The organism is Pseudomonas sp. EL_65y_Pfl2_R96, assembly GCF_963970905.1.
Taxonomy (GTDB): domain Bacteria; phylum Pseudomonadota; class Gammaproteobacteria; order Pseudomonadales; family Pseudomonadaceae; genus Aquipseudomonas.
In genome coordinates, this window is sequence record NZ_CAXAQH010000002.1 from 325,171 (window position 1) to 341,135 (window position 15,965).

Genomic DNA, 15,965 nt, shown 5'->3' on the forward strand with positions numbered 1-15,965 from the left:
TAAACCTTGTTAACGGGGCAGGGCGCTATCTGCCGAATGGCATAGGCAAATGGCTCCGGTTGGCCGATGGCGGGCGGCGTTCCGGACGGCACAGTGAGCCCATCGACCACCATTGGAATAGCGCAATGACATTCAAGACCTCAACCATCGCCCTGTTGTTCGCCCTGACCGCCCCGCTGGTTCAGGCATTGGAAGCGGTGCCTTACGTCTACAGCAGCGTGGCGCAGCAACCCACCAACGTGAAGGATCGTGAAATCGCCGCCCTGTTTGACCATTGGAACAGCGCGTTGAAGAGCGGCAATGTTCAGAGCGTGGTCGACCTGTATGCGCCGAACGCCGTGCTGCAACCGACGGTTTCCAATCAGGTGCGCACCACGCCGGCACAGATCAAGGACTACTTCGATCACTTCATGGCGCTCAAGCCGGTGGGCCAGATCAACTTCCGTGAGATCCGCCCATTGGGCGCCAACGTGGCCATGGACAGTGGCGTCTACACCTTTACGTTGACCGAAGCCGATGGCAAGACTCGTCAGGTGCAGGCGCGCTACACCTTTGTCTATGAGCAGGTGGGCGGTCAGTGGAAGATTCTCAACCACCACTCTTCGGCGATGCCGCAAACGCAGGTGTTGCACGCCGGGAAATAAAAACAGGATGTGCAAGACTGACGGAGCCCAATGCCAGTCAGTTAAGCACAAGCCCGCACAGGTTCCGCATCACCGACACGGCCCACTTTGAAGTGGGCCGTGTGCGTTGTGCTCAGTTCAACGCCAGGTCGTCCTCAGGCTGCTGACCGCGGGCCTGCGCCGCGCGTTGCAACCGGCTGGCAATCAGAGTGTTCTTCAGCAGATAGGCGATGGTCATCGGCCCGACGCCACCGGGCACCGGGGTGATCGCACGGGCGACGGTACGGGCGCTGGCGTAGTCGACATCGCCCACCAGACGGTTGCCGGACTCGTCGGTAACTCGGTTAATGCCAACATCGATCACCACCGCGCCGGGCTTGAGCCAACTGGCGTCGATCAACTCGGGCTGCCCCACCGCCGCGACCACGATATCCGCCAACCGACACAACGCCGGGGCATCGACACTGCGCGAGTGCACCACGCTGACCGAACAGTTGGCCTGCAATAGCAAGGTCGCCATCGGCTTGCCGACAATGTTCGAACGACCGATGACCACCGCGTGCAAGCCGCTCAAGTCAGTACCGCAGGTTTCGTACAACAGGCGCATACAGCCGCTGGGCGTGCACGGGGTCAGAACCTCGATGCCTTGCACCAGCCCACCGACGTTTTCCCGATGAAAACCGTCCACATCCTTGATCGGGTCGATGGCATGAATCACTGCCTGCTCATCGATAGCGGCGGGCAAGGGCAGTTGCACCAGGATGCCGTTCACCGCGGGATCGGCATTGAGTTGTGCAATCAGTTCCAGGACCTGGGCCTGGCTGGCGGTTTCCGGCAGGCGGTATTCAAGGGAGCGGATGCCGACTTCCTTGGCGCGCAGCAGTTTATTGCGTACATACACGTGGCTGGCCGGGTCGTCGCCGACCAACAGGACCGCCAAGGCGGGATAGATCTGCTGGCCGGCCAGGGCCAGAACCTCTTCCCGGACCTCGTCGAGAACCTGGGCAGAGATGGCTTTGCCGTCGATATCGCGGGCAAATGCGGGGGTGCTGCTGATCAAAAGAGCCACCGTTGTCTTGATTGAAAGGAATGAAGTGATCATCAAGGCGTCTTCTCGCGCCGATGATCCATCAGAGACATGCAGGCAAGGGGGCTCAGGCTACCAGTTGAGGGCAGGCCAATACCACCGCAACACCGCAAGACAAGACAGGCAGGGGATCGTGGGCAATCTGTAGGAGCTGGCGAGGCCGCGTTCGATTTGTAGCGGCTGGCGTAGCCTGCGTTCGGCTGCGCAGCAGTCGCAAAATCAGGCACTGGCGGCCGTCGGGCACAAAGAGTGCATTAGGCAAAAGGCGTCCTTATCCACCGAGATACATGCACTTTTATGAAGCTCATCGCACATGGCTTGCACTATGCCAAGGCAAAAACCGAATCGTCTTTATCCCCGATGGCCTTGAAGGGAAATCACGCTGAACCCCGATAAATCCTCACTGAAACAGCGTTTCTAAAGCGCTCGATCCATAGCTGGCACAAACGCTGCATTACATCGTTCAAGGTCCACGCAGTGGGCCGCCCCGTCGATCAACGAAGATCGACCGGCCGAGCAGGTCGTGGGCAACATCGGTGGATCAGGCGAAGGCGCCAGGTCGAACACCGCGAAGAACAGGCAAAGACGCCTGAAACCGAGAGGTTTCAGGCGTTTTTTTTTGCTTTTTTAACCGTGATTGGCTTTGGCTGGGTGCTTACTATGAATTCCAATGTTGCCGCATTGAACAAACTGCAAACGCTGATCGTGATCGGCAATGGCATGGCCGGACATCATTGTGTCGAGCAGCTCATCGAGCGCGGCGCCCTCGACCAGTACCGCCTGCATGTCTTCAGCGAAGAGCCGATGCGTGCCTACGACCGTGTGCATCTGTCCGAGTATTTCAGCGGTCGCGATGCCGAGTCGCTGGCCCTGGGCGAAGCCTCCCTGTACCAGACGCCGGGCGTCACCCTGCATCTGGGCGTGCCGGTGCTGGAAATCGACCGCGCCCGTCGTCAGGTGATCACCGCACAAGGCTGCGTCGCTTACGACAAACTGGTGCTGGCCACCGGTTCTTATCCGTTTGTGCCGCCTATTGAAGGTGCAGAAGGCGACTCGCGCCTGGTGTATCGCACCCTTGAAGACCTCGACGCGATTCGTGCCGCGGCAGCCAATGCCCGGCGTGGCGTGGTGGTCGGCGGTGGCCTGCTCGGCCTGGAAGCCGCCAATGCCCTGAAAAGCCTGGGCCTGGAAGCCCACGTGGTGGAGTTCGCCCCGCGCCTGATGCCAGTGCAATTGGACGAGCAGGGTGGCTTGGCGCTGAAGGCGCAAATCGAGCGGCTCGGCGTAGGTGTGCACCTGTCCCGTGGCACGCAGTCGATCAGTGCCGGCGAGCAGTACCGCTACCGGATGAACTTTGCCAACGACGAATTTCTCGAAGCCGACCTGATCGTGTTCTCCGCCGGTATCCGCGCGCAAGACGCGCTGGCCCGCCAATGCGCGCTGGACATCGGTCCGCGTGGCGGCGTGGTGATTGATGACCAATGCTTGACCTGCGATCCGAATATCTACGCCATCGGCGAGTGTGCCGCCTGGAATGGCAGCCTTTTCGGTCTGGTCGCCCCCGGTTACCAGATGGCCCGTGGCGTCGCCTCGCTGCTGTGCAATCAAGTGGCGGAGCCGTTCCAGGGTGCCGACATGTCGACCAAGCTCAAACTGCTCGGCGTCGATGTCGGTTCCATCGGTGATGCTCACGCCCACACGCCGGGTGCACGCAGCTATCAGTTCATCGATGAAGCCACGGCCAGCTACCGTCGCCTGGTGGTGGATGCTGACAGCAAGCGTGTGCTCGGCGCGGTACTGGTCGGCGACAACAGCTATTACGACACCCTGCTGCAATACATGCAGAACGGCATTGCCTTGCCGTCGGAACCGGCCAGCCTGATTCTGCCATCGTCCGCCGGGGCGCCAACCCTGGGCCCGGGCGCGTTGCCCGAGTCGGCAACAGTGTGTTCGTGCCATAACGTCACCAAGGGCTCGATCTGCTCGGCCATCGATGGCGGCTGCACCGACCTGGGCCTGCTCAAATCGCAAACCAAGGCCTGCACCGGTTGCGGCGGTTGCGCGGGGCTGCTCAAGCAAGTGTTCGAGCACGAACTGATTGCCCGTGGCGTCAGTGTCGACAAGAGCCTGTGCGAACACTTCGCCTACACCCGTCAGGAGCTTTATGCGCTGGTGCGGGTAGAAGGGGTGATCACCTTCGAAGAACTGCTGGCCAAGCATGGTCGTGGTCACACCGGTTGCGACGTGTGCAAGCCGGCGGTGGGCTCGATCCTCGCCTCGTGCTGGAACCAGCCGATCATGGACGCTTCGCTGGTGCCGTTGCAGGACACCAACGACACTTTCATGGCCAACATGCAGAAAAACGGCACCTATTCAGTGGTGCCGCGCATCGCTGGCGGTGAGATCACGGCCGACAAACTGATCGCGATCGGCGTGGTCGCGAAGAAATACGACCTCTACACCAAAATCACCGGCGGCCAGCGGATCGACCTGTTCGGCGCGCAGTTGCATCAGTTGCCGGACATCTGGTCCGAGCTGATCGAGGCCGGTTTCGAAACCGGGCACGCCTACGGCAAATCGACTCGCACTGTGAAGTCTTGCGTGGGCAGCACCTGGTGCCGTTACGGCGTGCAGGACAGCGTGAAAATGGCCCTGACCCTCGAGGATCGCTACAAAGGCCTGCGGTCGCCGCACAAGCTCAAGTTCGCGGTTTCTGGCTGCACCCGTGAATGTGCCGAGGCGCAGAGCAAGGACGTGGGCGTGATCGCCACCGAGAACGGCTGGAACCTCTATGTGGCCGGTAACGGCGGCATGCGCCCGCGTCATGCCGAGCTGTTCGCCACCGACCTGGACGATGAAACCCTGATCCGTTACATCGACCGGTTCCTGATGTTCTACATCCGCACCGCCGACAAATTGCAGCGCACCTCGGTCTGGCGCGAAAGCCTGGAGGGAGGCCTGGATTACCTCAAGGACGTGGTCATCAACGACAGCCTGGGCCTCGGCGCAGAACTCGAATCGCAGATGCAACTGGTGGTCAACCGCTACGAATGCGAATGGGCCAATGCCCTCAAAGACCCGGAAAAACTCAAGCGCTTCCGCACCTTCGTCAACGATCAACGCCCGGACCCGGACATCCATTTTGTTCAGGAGCGTGGTCAGCGCCGGCCGATCATGGCCACCGAACTCAACCTTATCCCTGTCACCGAGGAGAATGCCTGATGAGCCAGCCCACTACCCAGCGTGTCGATGCCCTTGCCGCCGCGGCCAATGCCCAAGCCTGGCAGGCGGTGTGCAGCCAGCAGGATCTGGTCAGCAACTCCGGTGTCGTCGTCTGGCTCGACGGCGCCCAGGTGGTGCTGTTCTATCTGCCGCAGGCTGAAGGTCGGACCCTCTACGCCATCGACAATCATGATCCGCAATCCGGCGCGAATGTTATCGGCCGTGGATTGATCGGCAGCCTCAAGGGCGATCTGGTGGTGGCGTCGCCGATCTACAAGCAGCATTTTCGTCTTGAAGACGGCAGTTGCCTGGAGTACCCGGAGCAGCGCCTGCGGGTCTGGCCGGTGCGCCTGAATGCCGGGGTCGTGGAAGTCGCGGCGGCTTGAGCGCCGCCCTGAACCGTATCGGAGAACGTTGATGAAAACAGCCGCACAGTTACTGAAACTGAAAGTCGTGCAAAACCAGCAGGTGCACAGCATCGCACCGGATCAGATGGTCCTCGACGCACTGAAAATGATGGCCGAGAAGAACGTCGGCGCGTTGCCTGTCATCGAAGACGGGCGGGTGGTGGGCGTCATCAGCGAACGCGACTATGCGCGCAAGGTGGTGCTACAGGGCCGTTCTTCGGTCGGTACGCCGGTGCGCGAGATCATGAGCGCACCGGTGGTGACAGCCGACAGCCAGCAGAGTATCGAGCGCTGCATGGCGGTCATGACCGACAGCCATTTGCGCCATCTGCCGGTGCTGGAGAGCGGCGAACTGATCGGGCTGTTGTCGATCGGCGATCTGGTCAAGGAAGCCATCGTCGAGCAGGCCGATTTGATTCGCCAGCTTGAGCACTACATTCGCGGGCATTGAGCCCGCTGCATCGCCCGAATCACAAGGTCAAACGCGAAAAGGTATACCGCAGGTCGAAAAAATCGGCTCAAGTGGAAATAAGCCTCAGTAACCGGTTGAAACAGTCGATAACCCTAACAGCAGGCAACTAGCCGACCACGCACATGCCGCCAGGGGAATCACCGAGTGTCCATAAAATTACGTTTGATTTTGTTGATCGGCACCAGTTTGCTCACCGCCCTGATCGTGAGTCTGGTCAGCTATGTGGGCAATACCCGGATGGCTGAAGCGGTGAATGACAACGAGGTCAGCATGACCGCGCTGCGCAACCACCTCGAAGCCGACATGATGCACGATGCGCTGCGCGCCGATGTGCTGTCCGCGATGCTGGTAGGGCTGGGCAAGAGCCCTAGCAGCAAGGCCGAGGTGCGCAGTTCACTCAATGAGCATGCCGCGCATTTTCGCGAGATGCTCGGTGACAACCTCAAGCTGCCGGTCAACGACACCCTCAAGGCCGCGCTGGACAAGATCAAGCCCAGCCTCGATACGTACATCAGTGCCGCCGAGCGCATTGTCGGGCTGGCGCTGGATGATCCGGATTCCGCACAACAGCAACTGGGCACGTTCAATAACGCGTTCAGCCAACTGGAAGACCAGATGGCCACCCTCAGTGAGCTGATCGAAACCAACACCCAACAGACCAGCGCGGGCACTCGGCAAACCATCAGCAGTGCCAACTTCACCCTCGGCGCCGTACTCATTGCCAGTTTGTTGCTGCTGCTCGCCCTTGGACGCTCGGTCATCCTGAGCATCATGGGGCCGTTGCAGATTGCCAGCCGGATTGCCGAAAGCATCGCCCATGGCAACCTGAGCGAACCTATCGTCGAGCCCACTCGCAAGGATGAAGCCAGCACGTTGATTCGCAGCCTGGCAACCATGCAGCGCGACCTGCGCGGCATGATCGAGGTGGTTCGCAGCAATGCCCATGGCGTGAGTGGCATGAGTCAGCAGTTGAGCAGCGGCTGCCATCAGGTCGCGGGTAGCAGCCAGCAGCAAAGCGTCGCCGCCAGCACCATGGCCGCGGCGGCCAGTGAAATGACCGCGAGCATCGAGGAAATCACCCGGCATGCCGAGCGTGCACTGAACATGGCCAACCAGGCCGAGGAATTGGCGAAGGACGGTGGTCGGGTGATTCATCAGGTGGTCAGCGACATGGACGGGATTGCCCGTTCGGCGCAGCAGTCGGCCCAGGTGATCCGCACCCTGGACAAGGAGTCCGAGGGGATCTTCAGCATCATTCAGGTGATCAAGGGCATCGCCGATCAAACCAACCTGCTGGCGCTTAACGCCGCCATCGAGGCCGCCCGCGCCGGCGAGCAGGGCCGCGGTTTCGCCGTCGTCGCCGATGAAGTGCGCAGCCTGGCGGGACGCACCAGCGCCTCCACCCAGGAAATTGCCGCCATGGTCGCGCGCATCCAGCAAAGCACCCGTGAGGCGGTCAGCAGCATGGAGGCGGGCGTTGCGCAGGTCGACAAAGGCATGGCAGTGACTGCCGACGTCGAGCGCGCCATCCGCGAAATCCTCCAGGCCACGCTCAACACCACTGAGTTGGTCAATGACATCAGCCGCACGATCGGTGAGCAGAGCCTGGCCAGTAACGAAATCGCCCATCAGGTGGAAATGATTGCCGGCATGTCCGAAGGCAACAGCAAGGTCATCAACCAGACCGCCTCGACCACCGATGAGCTGTCCACCCTGGCTGGACAGCTCTCGCAATCAGTGGGTCGTTTTCGCCTTTGAGGCATTGGCTGGCCCTGTTCCCGGGGCCAGTCAACTCATCCAGTTGCCGCCATCGACGTTATAAGTCTGCGCCACGATGTAATCGCTCTCGGCCGATGCCAGGAAGATCGCCATACCGACAAGATCGTCTGCCGTGCCCATGCGCCCGTACGGTACTTCCTGTCCCGCCAGTTTTTTCTTCTCCCCGATCGGCCGGTTTTCATAGCGGGCGAACAGCGCATCGACGCCATCCCAATGCTCACCGTCCACCACCCCCGGCGCAATGGCATTCACGTTGATGCGATGGGGAGTGAGATTGAGCCCGGCCGATTGCGTGAGGCTGATTACCGCCGCCTTTGTCGCGCAATACACCGCGACCAGCGCTTCACCGCGCCGCCCGGCCTGGCTGGCCATATTGATGATCTTGCCGCCGTGGCCCTGGCGGATCATCTGTTTGGCCGCGGCCTGCAGCGTGAACAGGGTGCCGGACACGTTGATCGAGAACAGCCGTTCGTAGCTGTCTCGAGCAATGTCCGTAATCGGTGCGAGATCAAACAGTGCTGCGTTGTTGATCAGGATATCGAGCTTGCCTGCGGTTGCGATGACCGTGTCGAGGGCTCCGTCGATTGATTGCTGGTTGGTAACGTCCATCTCCACCGCATAGGCATTTGGACCCAACTCAGTTGCCGTGGCTTGCGCACGCTCCAGGTTGATGTCTGCGATCGCAACCGTAGCGCCTTCGCGGATATAGGCTTGCGCGAACGTTCTCCCGATCCCTCTGGCGGAGCCGGTAATAAGGGCGCTTTTTCCTTCCAGACGTTTCATTTTTTCCATCCATTCGTAAGAGCCTGTTGAGGGCATTGCAGTGTGTGAAGCCCCCCCTGTGGAAGCGGGCTTGCTCGCGAAGAGGCCGGCACATTCAACATCGATGCCGCCTGACCCAGCGCTTTCGCGAGCAAGCCCACACACACACACAGTGATTGCATCAAGCCGTCGCTACTTGGGATAACCGGCGCGTCTCATCTCGCGTTCGGTGATTTGCTGGGCAGAGGACAGCACGGCGGACAGAAAGAGCGCGCTTGGAATGTTCTTCATCGTGTTCTCCGCTCTGCGCCTTGGGCGGCAGAAGCTCTTATTTTTGTTGTAATCCACGGTGCGAGTCATATCCGCAACGGGATGACCACAGGATTACAGCTACCCAAACGGTGAACAAATGAATGGCGTACGCGGCGCTGATACTTGTTTGACCGTGGAAAAAAGTATCAGTGGGCGTCATGTAGCGCGCTAGGCACCGGGTGTCGTTAGTGTGAGTCTCATGTCGGCGTCCTGAGACTTCGACTCGTCCCAGGCTTCGCGCTACCTTGATAAAACCAACAAAAACGGAATCGCCAGGGTGATGAACCATCACGTAACCGCAGACAAGCCGCCAGCGCTTGAAGTCATTCTGAACGAGCCGCAGCACAGCTTTCGTTCCTGGGCAAAGGGGAGGTGATTGCCGGCCGTGACGTGGTGTTACAGTTCGATGGTCAGATGCTGATGCAACTGCGCGACAAAGTTCCTGAACTCAGCGAGTTGCAAAGCCTGTTTCGCCAGGCGGCGCAGGGCATCGAGTTTCACGGTGTTACCCGCAAAAAAGCGGCCCGACTGCTGGAAGACATCGGCCGGTGCCACGGGTTGCAGCGGTTGTGCCTGTTCCTGTCGTTGTTGCAGTTGCTGGCATCGGCCCCTGACAGCGAGAGACAGACGCTCGCCAGCCTGCAATATGCGCCCATGCTCGATGCATTGACGGCCCGGCGCATGAGCATTGTCTTCGACTACATTCTGAACGACCTCGCTGACGAGCTGCGGATGTCGGTCATCGCCCAGCGTCTGGATATGAACGAACCGGCCTTCTCCAAATTCTTCAAGCGCGCCACCGGCCACACCTTCGTCGACCTGACGCGAAAACTACGGGTCCAGCGTGCCTGTCGTTTGCTGGCGCAAAGCAGTTTCAGCGTTGCCGATATCTGCTTCGAAGTGGGTTATGCCAACTTGTCGAATTTCAATCGACACTTCCGCCACGAAATGCATGAGACGCCCAGTGAGTATCGGCAACGGTTGCAACGGGCGGTGGCGGTCGGACATTGAAGGTGGAAACAAGATCAAAAGATCGCAGCCTTCGGCAGCTCAAGGATCGATGTTCACCGAAATATCGCGGAGGAACGCCGCCCTCTGTAGGAGCTGCCGAAGGCTGCGATCATTTACGGCCATTCCCGCGATAACGTATCTGGAATTATTTTCCTCCAGTTCTTGACATGCCTTTCGATCCAGTCCAGAATTGCGTCCATTCCTGATTCAGGAACACGAAAACCCCTTAGATTTCAAAGGGTTGGAAGCTGGATTAGAATCTTGTTTCCAAGTGCGAGTTTACACGTTTGATGTTGCGCTACAGAACATCAGATGTTTGAGGCCGAATAGCAAAATGGTTATGCAGTGGATTGCAAATCCACCTACGCCGGTTCGATTCCGACTTCGGCCTCCACTATTAAAAACCCCGTAGGTCAATGACTTACGGGGTTTTTTTACGCCTGCGAAAAAGTGAGGTGTTCCGCAATTTTTGACAGGTGTTCCGCAACTGAATGCATACAGCAGGGCACGCACGGTTGGATGTGAGTGCTTTTTTCACAAAATTTATGTCATATTGCTACCTTGGGACGTAAGTCAAGGATTGAGGAATGAAAGTTTTCGTAAGTTGGTCGGGCCCCCGCAGTAAGGCCGTAGCAGAGTTACTTAGCGACTGGATCAAGTGTGTACTGCAAGCCTCTCAGCCTTGGATATCTACGCGTGATATTGATAAGGGAGCCATTTGGTTCTCAGAAATATCAGACCAACTCCGTGAGACAGCTGCTGGGATCGTGTGTCTTACCCAGGAGAATAAAAACAAGCCATGGATTCTCTTTGAGACTGGCGCACTGGCGAAGGGGCTTAGCACTAATAGAGTGTGCACATTTCTAATTGATCTTGCGCCCTCAGATATCGAGGATCCTTTAGCGCAATTCAATCATACCACTCCGGAACGCTCTTCAATGTGGGGGCTAATCTCGTCACTTAATTCGTGTCTAGATACGGCGAGGTTAGACGAGCGAATTTTGAAGCAAGTGTTTGAGACGTATTGGCCGCAGTTTGAGGCGTCATTTGCTGAAGTGCTAGCTGCAACGCCGGAAGAGGCTAACGTGGCGCCGCGTACTGGAGACAGTATTTTGGCGGAAATCCTGTCGAACACAAGAATGCTCGCAGGAAGGGTGCGTGAACTTGAAAGCAGGATGCCTTCATACCCTGATACAATTGTTGAAGTCGGTGCTATAAATCCGCTCGTTCAACTTTCAGAAATGGCAAAGTCACCGAATTATTCTTTTGCTGATATAAAAAACGCAGGGACTAATTTAGGCCTCAAACCTACCGAGATTTTGGATGTAATACAGAAAGCCCGCCCGAGAGAATGGGAGGTAGCTATGGATATCGGGCCAAACCGAAAAACTAAGTAAACGATTAATCGTGTCTTTGCATTGATACTTTAACGATCACTGCAAAGACACGACTACAGGTTACTTTGTTGGTTTCACGATCTCGCCAACGCGCCGGTAGACTTTCTTCGTCATCTCTTCTGTTGAGTGGCCAAGCAAACGGCTTGCGTCCTTGATGTCCTCGATTTCGCTGCCGGCCTTTGGCCGGATGTCCCTGAACTGAAACTTCCTGATGGTGACGGCCAGCTCTGTGTCGCCTTCGGTCGCGGCTTTTGTGGCGGCTTTGTCTCGGGCTTCGTCCCAGCGGTTGCGCAACATGTTGTAGCTCATGCGTAGGCCGGCCTGGTTGGTGATCAGGGTCGAAGTTCTGGTGCCAGCCTGGGCCCGGCGATCGAGTAGATCATTGATGAAGATGCAAAGGTCGGTCTCGATGGCACCGTCGTACAGGCGAATGCGGAGGCGCTTTTCCGTCTTGCCCTGGCCGACCATCAGAAAGCCATTGTTGATATCGGTGGCTGATGCTTTGAGAACGTCCGCCGGGCGTTGGCCTGTCAGATATGCCAAATCCATCGCGTCTTTGAGCTCTTGCGGAGCTTGTTCGTACACTGCGTTCCATACGATATCGCCAGCGTAGTAGTCCCGAGGCGTCTCCTTGTTCCGGCGGAGGCCGAAGCAGGGGTTGGCCTTGTCGGTCAGGCCCCATTCGCGGGCAAAGGTGAACATGGTTGAGAGTAGGGCGATCTCCCGGTTGGCGCGCACCTTTGCCGTACGTGCGTCACGATACTGCGCGATGACCTGTGGTGTGATCGCGTCGATCGGGGCCGATTCGAAGGCGCTCCGAAGTTGCTTAAGCCCCTTTTGGTAATCGTTTTGAGTGCCCGGTTTGAGGGTTGGAATCACCTTCGACTCGTAGTCGTCAAAAAGCCGGCCCATCGAGTGGGTCGGTTTGGGTGTCGCTTTGCGGTCGAGTCGTGCCCATTCAATCTTGGCTTCGTCGAGGTCGCCGCCGAGGGGGATCTCGACACGGTTACCGTCGGCGTCCCTGCCGTTGTAGTAGTAGCCCGTCCAGGTAGTGCCGCCTTTTCTCTTGCGTATGCGGCGGATCATCCGTGGCGGCAAGTCTCGGTTGGCTGATTTCTTCTGTCGCATCGTCAGCCCACGCGTGCCAGGTCAAGAGTCCAGGTCTCGGCCACGGCGTTGTTTGTCGTAGGCTTGACCCCTGCCAGTTTCAGCCGGGCATAAACCCGGCCTACAACTGGACGCTGGGCGCCGGTTAGCACGAACTCCCAGTGATTGTTCATCAGCCACTGGCGCTGGCAGGATGGGATCTTGTAGCCGGTGATGGTGGCCAGCTCTTCGTCGGTGAGGGTTTCACTCAGGAATTCCATGGGCTGACTCTCGATAGCGGATATAGCGGAACTAGGTTGTTTGTTCATGCCGCCTCCAGCTTTTCACTGACGTCTTCTGAGTCACACAGTCCGTACGCGCTAGAGCAGGATGTGGCGTCAGTGGCAATCATGAGATCGTATTGAATGCCGCCACGTGCGGTCTTCGACCACTCGACGGCCTGACGTATGCTGGCAATTTCCATCACTTCAATCGCGCTCATGTTGGCGATTGAACCCTTCGGGTGCTTGGCGTTCGATCCGGCGAAGAACGTCGCTGCGCCACGCTTGCTTGCTTGTTGGGTGATTCGTTCCCAGCGGTCAATGCGGTCGATAACCTCGGGAAAGCGCAGGGCGATCTCCCGGAGTTCGTCTTTTCGGCAGTTGATGCATGGCATGCAGCCGACTCGGCCCATACCTTGGGAATAGAGTGGGTTGGGTTTGATGCCCATGTATCGGTGAGCCTCGAAGACCGCCGGGATATCCCACTTTAAGATCGGCCGATAGTTGAAAAGCCCGCCGCCAACTTCATCGCACTCGGGCAGATAGCGGCGGTTGAGCGATTCATCGGCGCGGACACCCTGCCAACTGATGACCATGTCTCCCTTGCCCATCATCGGCATCACGACCTGCTCAAGCATTGGGTCACGCTTCAGCTCCATGGTGCAGAACTGGGCTTTGCGGCTTGGGAATCGGCCCTTCCAGATACAAAGATCCAGAAAGGGGTTTCCGGTAGGCTGAAGTACTTCAAGTGCTGCCAGCACTACGGGCTCCGAAACGCCACGCTCTCGCCATTTGGTTTCAACGAACTTGCGCTTTCCTGCGATACGCTTGGCGAAGTCGGCACGAACCCGTGTGATTTTGGTGTAGGTGGCCTGTTCCAGGTAGTCGAGGTATTCATATGTTTGTGGATGTTCATTGCCCGTATCAGCAAATACTGCTTGCAGATTCGGTGTCTCTTTCGCGATAGCAACGAGTAGTGTGGCGGTGCTGTCCTTTCCGCCACTCACGCTGACAATATTTTGAATGGTCACGCGTAAGCCCTCCGGTGATCACGTTGCATCAACTCCATCAGGCGGCTGAAGTACTGCATGCCGGCCTCTTGAGCGGGCAGTGGGGTGATGTAGTTCCGCATTGGTGGGATTCCGCTCAGGCATTCCCATTCGGTAGGGTGGTCGGGCATCAGGTCACGGCGTTCGGTGGCCAGGGCCGCCAGGTCGGCTCGTACCACGCATTCCGGCAGTGTTGGATCAAGGTTGAATCGGGCGCAGATCGCGTGCCAAATCAGCGTTTCGATCACGCGGTGCCCTGGCATGATGGATTTGAGTGGGCGGGTCATATCGCCGATGTAGGCTTCGGTCGCGTCGTGGAGTAGGGCGACCAGTTGGTGCTTGGCTGGGACAAGGCTCGATACCAGCATGCTGTGCTGGGCCACGCTGTAGTGGGTGCGGGTGTGACCGTTGAACCGGCACAGGTGGGCCAGTGCATGGGCGATGTCGTTGGGGCTGATCATGGCGGCAGTTGGGTTTACCAGGTCGAACTGGCGGCCGCTGTGGGTGATGATCCAGGTCATGCTGCGTCCTCCTCTGACAGTTGGCCCAGCGCCACGGCTTGGCGGTTGAGGTCCAGTTCGAAAGCTTCGCGCAGGGCATCGCGTAGGTGCGGGTAGCCCTCGGTGTCGGCTTCGTGGGGGAAACTGATCGAGCTCAGCTCGGGCTCGGCGGTGAAGGTGCCGCGCTTGTCGAGCCAATCGATGAGCAGGGTATCCAGTGACTGCGCGTTGAGATCTGCGGCTGTTTCCACGGTATGGAAAACCCGGTGGGCCATGGTTCGGGACAGTTTGATCAGTTGATCGGCCTTCGCTTGCGTGGACTCTGTGCCCGGTAGCGCCTTCCATGTTTGGAGTGCGAGTGCCAGGAACTGGGTGATCTGCATCAGATCGCGATAGTCGGTCGATGTGAAGGGCGTTGCTTTGATGCCTTGCATCTGCGTACGAAGCTTAGCCAGTTGCTGGGCCTCGCGGTGACGCAGCTTCGTCAGTGCGGCAATGTCTTCGTTCAGCACCGCGATCCGGGCGCCGTGTTCCATCTTTTGGTCGCGAGCGCCGGCATCATAGTGTCGGTCGAACGCCCGCAAGATGATCTTGCGGATGTAGTAGCCCATCAACAGCAGCGCTGTGAAGGTGCCGCTGGCAATGATGATCAGGTCTTGTGCGTGCATGTGCTGTGCTCCGGTAGAGCCCGCCGCCGGGATTCTTGGTGAGAGGCCGGCGGCGGGGTGTTGCTTGGGTTTAGTTACAGGGTGGCTTCGTACAGCGGTACTTCACCGATTGCGCTCTGGATCTTCTGGCGGACAGCGTTGTAGGCCTCTTCAAGCACCTTGTCGGGGCGCACCAGTTCGAACCACATTTGCAGGCGACCTTCCAGAATGCGGTAGCGGAAGCGGGCAGGGACGCAGAAGGCGTCACCGCCAAGGAACGGCTTCACAGCAATGAAGAATTGTTCGGGGATACGCAGCTGGCCCGCTTCACCAGCACGCCCGTCGATTTCTTCGTTGTAAGTCAACTGAACCTGGCCGTTGTCGAGGCGTGTGCCTTGGCGGAAGGTGATGTTTTTCTTGGCTTCCAGCGTGCGGCTAATTTCCAGCATGTCGGCAGCACTTGGATCGTTTGCTTCATTCTCGCGTTGAGTGATGTCCTTGACGTTCTCTTCGATGAACTCGGCGAAGGTGGCCTGATCCATGCGTTTGCGGTCGTTCTCTTTCCAGCGGCCCCACTCTATGGTGGTCGGGCAGCGGTAAGTGGCGATGTGGTCGCGCCAGGCTGGGCTAGTCGGTTGGTGATAGTCGATGACGGCTGAGAAGGTGCGGCCTTCTGGTCCGTTGCAGAACACCGCGGTAGCGTCATCGCCGAATCGGTTTACGTAGTTAATGAAGGACTCTGCGTCCAGCACGGTGAGCTTCTGGCGGGTGCGGGTGGGGTTTGGCAGCAGATGTTCAAGGTCGCGGACGCTCACGCCATCGGGCAGCAGTGCGATTGGCGTTGCCAGCCCTGGGTGATCAATCGGCTTGCCGAGTGCTTGGGCGAAAGTGACCAGTTGTTGAATTGCTTGTTGCATTGGATGTGCTCCATTGGGTGATGCTGTGGTGAGAGGTTTGCGAATCAGGAGTTACTGACTGACGTGGCGTAACTTGTCCGGCACCTGATCTTCGTTGACGGTGCGCAGCGGCAAGTCCTGTTGCCGTGGATCGCGCCGGGTCAGGTTGCCCTCTGGCGTCAGGAAGAAAAGCGATGTGCCGCGAGACAGGATCGGCTCTTTCGCTTTGACGTCGGCCTTGATGGTCATTTGTCCGCTGCCGTCAGGCTTGTAGGTAAGCTTGATGGCCAGCTCTCCGCCCTTGCCGGTCATGCGGATGGCGTCGACCAGGCTGTGTTGGGTTTCGCTGAGTTCATCGAGCAGACCGCCGGCCTCGATGTCCCGTAGCGTGTCGATGAAGGGTCGTGCTTTGCTCATGTGCTGTGCCTCATTGA

The 15,965-nt window shown here is 58.5% G+C and carries 15 protein-coding genes, 1 tRNA gene and 2 pseudogenes; 9 read left to right on the plus strand and 9 right to left on the minus strand.

The window, feature by feature from the left end:
- The first annotated feature begins 125 nt into the window (after positions 1–125).
- The gene (locus AACY49_RS04130; RefSeq protein WP_258700434.1) at positions 126–644 is read left to right on the plus strand and encodes an SgcJ/EcaC family oxidoreductase; all 519 of its coding nucleotides are present in this window, start codon (positions 126–128) and stop codon (positions 642–644) included.
- Between the two features lie 112 nt (positions 645–756).
- Here AACY49_RS04130 and AACY49_RS04135 read toward each other — a convergent pair whose 3' ends face one another.
- Complete coding sequence (locus tag AACY49_RS04135) at positions 757–1,683, minus strand: bifunctional 5,10-methylenetetrahydrofolate dehydrogenase/5,10-methenyltetrahydrofolate cyclohydrolase (protein WP_339521749.1); 927 nt, start codon at positions 1,681–1,683, stop codon at positions 757–759.
- A gap of 687 nt (positions 1,684–2,370) precedes the next feature.
- Between AACY49_RS04135 and nirB the strand changes: the two genes are divergently transcribed.
- The 5 genes and pseudogenes from nirB (at position 2,371) to AACY49_RS31750 (ending at position 7,569) form a co-directional block, all read left to right on the plus strand.
- Positions 2,371–4,932 (plus strand): nitrite reductase large subunit NirB, encoded by a 2,562-nt coding sequence (nirB, locus tag AACY49_RS04140; protein WP_339521751.1) that lies wholly within the window; start codon positions 2,371–2,373, stop codon positions 4,930–4,932.
- Positions 4,932–5,318, plus strand: coding sequence for a nitrite reductase small subunit NirD (nirD, locus tag AACY49_RS04145; RefSeq protein ID WP_339521753.1), 387 nt, complete (start codon positions 4,932–4,934; stop codon positions 5,316–5,318). Before nirB ends, nirD begins: the two co-directional genes overlap by 1 nt.
- 31 nt (positions 5,319–5,349) lie before the next feature.
- Positions 5,350–5,790: a CBS domain-containing protein gene (locus tag AACY49_RS04150; protein ID WP_258700438.1), complete on the plus strand. Its 441-nt coding sequence runs from the start codon at positions 5,350–5,352 to the stop codon at positions 5,788–5,790.
- A gap of 165 nt (positions 5,791–5,955) precedes the next feature.
- Positions 5,956–6,711 (plus strand): annotated as a pseudogene (locus tag AACY49_RS31745) (MCP four helix bundle domain-containing protein); the annotation flags it as partial.
- Between the two features lie 132 nt (positions 6,712–6,843).
- Positions 6,844–7,569, plus strand: coding sequence for a methyl-accepting chemotaxis protein (locus AACY49_RS31750; protein ID WP_408980628.1), 726 nt, complete (start codon positions 6,844–6,846; stop codon positions 7,567–7,569).
- Positions 7,570–7,599: 30 nt separating this feature from the next.
- On the opposite strand, the gene AACY49_RS04160 is transcribed toward AACY49_RS31750, so the two are convergent.
- Entirely contained in the window at positions 7,600–8,373 is a 774-nt protein-coding gene (locus tag AACY49_RS04160) for an L-iditol 2-dehydrogenase (RefSeq protein ID WP_339521756.1), read from the minus strand.
- A gap of 571 nt (positions 8,374–8,944) precedes the next feature.
- On the opposite strand from AACY49_RS04160, the pseudogene AACY49_RS04165 reads away from it, so the two are divergent.
- The 3 genes and pseudogenes from AACY49_RS04165 (at position 8,945) to AACY49_RS04175 (ending at position 11,072) form a co-directional block, all read left to right on the plus strand.
- Positions 8,945–9,675: pseudogene (locus tag AACY49_RS04165) on the plus strand (helix-turn-helix domain-containing protein).
- A gap of 320 nt (positions 9,676–9,995) precedes the next feature.
- Positions 9,996–10,069 (plus strand) — tRNA-Cys (locus tag AACY49_RS04170).
- Positions 10,070–10,262: 193 nt separating this feature from the next.
- Positions 10,263–11,072 carry a hypothetical protein gene (locus AACY49_RS04175; protein WP_339521758.1) on the plus strand — a complete coding sequence of 270 codons (810 nt, stop codon included), beginning with the start codon at positions 10,263–10,265 and terminating at the stop codon, positions 11,070–11,072.
- A 60-nt stretch (positions 11,073–11,132) separates the two neighbouring features.
- Here AACY49_RS04175 and AACY49_RS04180 read toward each other — a convergent pair whose 3' ends face one another.
- From AACY49_RS04180 to AACY49_RS04210, 7 genes are all read right to left on the minus strand, one after another.
- Positions 11,133–12,200, minus strand: coding sequence for a tyrosine-type recombinase/integrase (locus tag AACY49_RS04180; protein WP_339521760.1), 1,068 nt, complete (start codon positions 12,198–12,200; stop codon positions 11,133–11,135).
- Between the two features lie 2 nt (positions 12,201–12,202).
- On the minus strand, positions 12,203–12,439 hold the full coding sequence (locus AACY49_RS04185) for a DUF4224 domain-containing protein (protein WP_339521886.1): 237 nt from the start codon (positions 12,437–12,439) through the stop codon (positions 12,203–12,205).
- 44 nt (positions 12,440–12,483) lie between these two features.
- A complete protein-coding gene (locus tag AACY49_RS04190; protein ID WP_339521763.1) occupies positions 12,484–13,470 on the minus strand; it encodes a phosphoadenosine phosphosulfate reductase family protein in 987 nt (328 codons plus the stop codon).
- Positions 13,467–14,009 (minus strand): phosphohydrolase, encoded by a 543-nt coding sequence (locus tag AACY49_RS04195; protein ID WP_339521765.1) that lies wholly within the window; start codon positions 14,007–14,009, stop codon positions 13,467–13,469. Before AACY49_RS04195 ends, AACY49_RS04190 begins: the two co-directional genes overlap by 4 nt.
- The gene (locus tag AACY49_RS04200) at positions 14,006–14,656 is read right to left on the minus strand and encodes a hypothetical protein (RefSeq protein ID WP_339521768.1); all 651 of its coding nucleotides are present in this window, start codon (positions 14,654–14,656) and stop codon (positions 14,006–14,008) included. The genes AACY49_RS04195 and AACY49_RS04200 overlap by 4 nt, the downstream gene beginning before the upstream one ends.
- A 74-nt stretch (positions 14,657–14,730) precedes the next feature.
- Entirely contained in the window at positions 14,731–15,552 is an 822-nt protein-coding gene (locus AACY49_RS04205) for a YfdQ family protein (protein WP_339521770.1), read from the minus strand.
- Positions 15,553–15,603: 51 nt separating this feature from the next.
- The gene (locus tag AACY49_RS04210; RefSeq protein WP_339521772.1) at positions 15,604–15,948 is read right to left on the minus strand and encodes a hypothetical protein; all 345 of its coding nucleotides are present in this window, start codon (positions 15,946–15,948) and stop codon (positions 15,604–15,606) included.
- Positions 15,949–15,965: the final 17 nt, after the last annotated feature.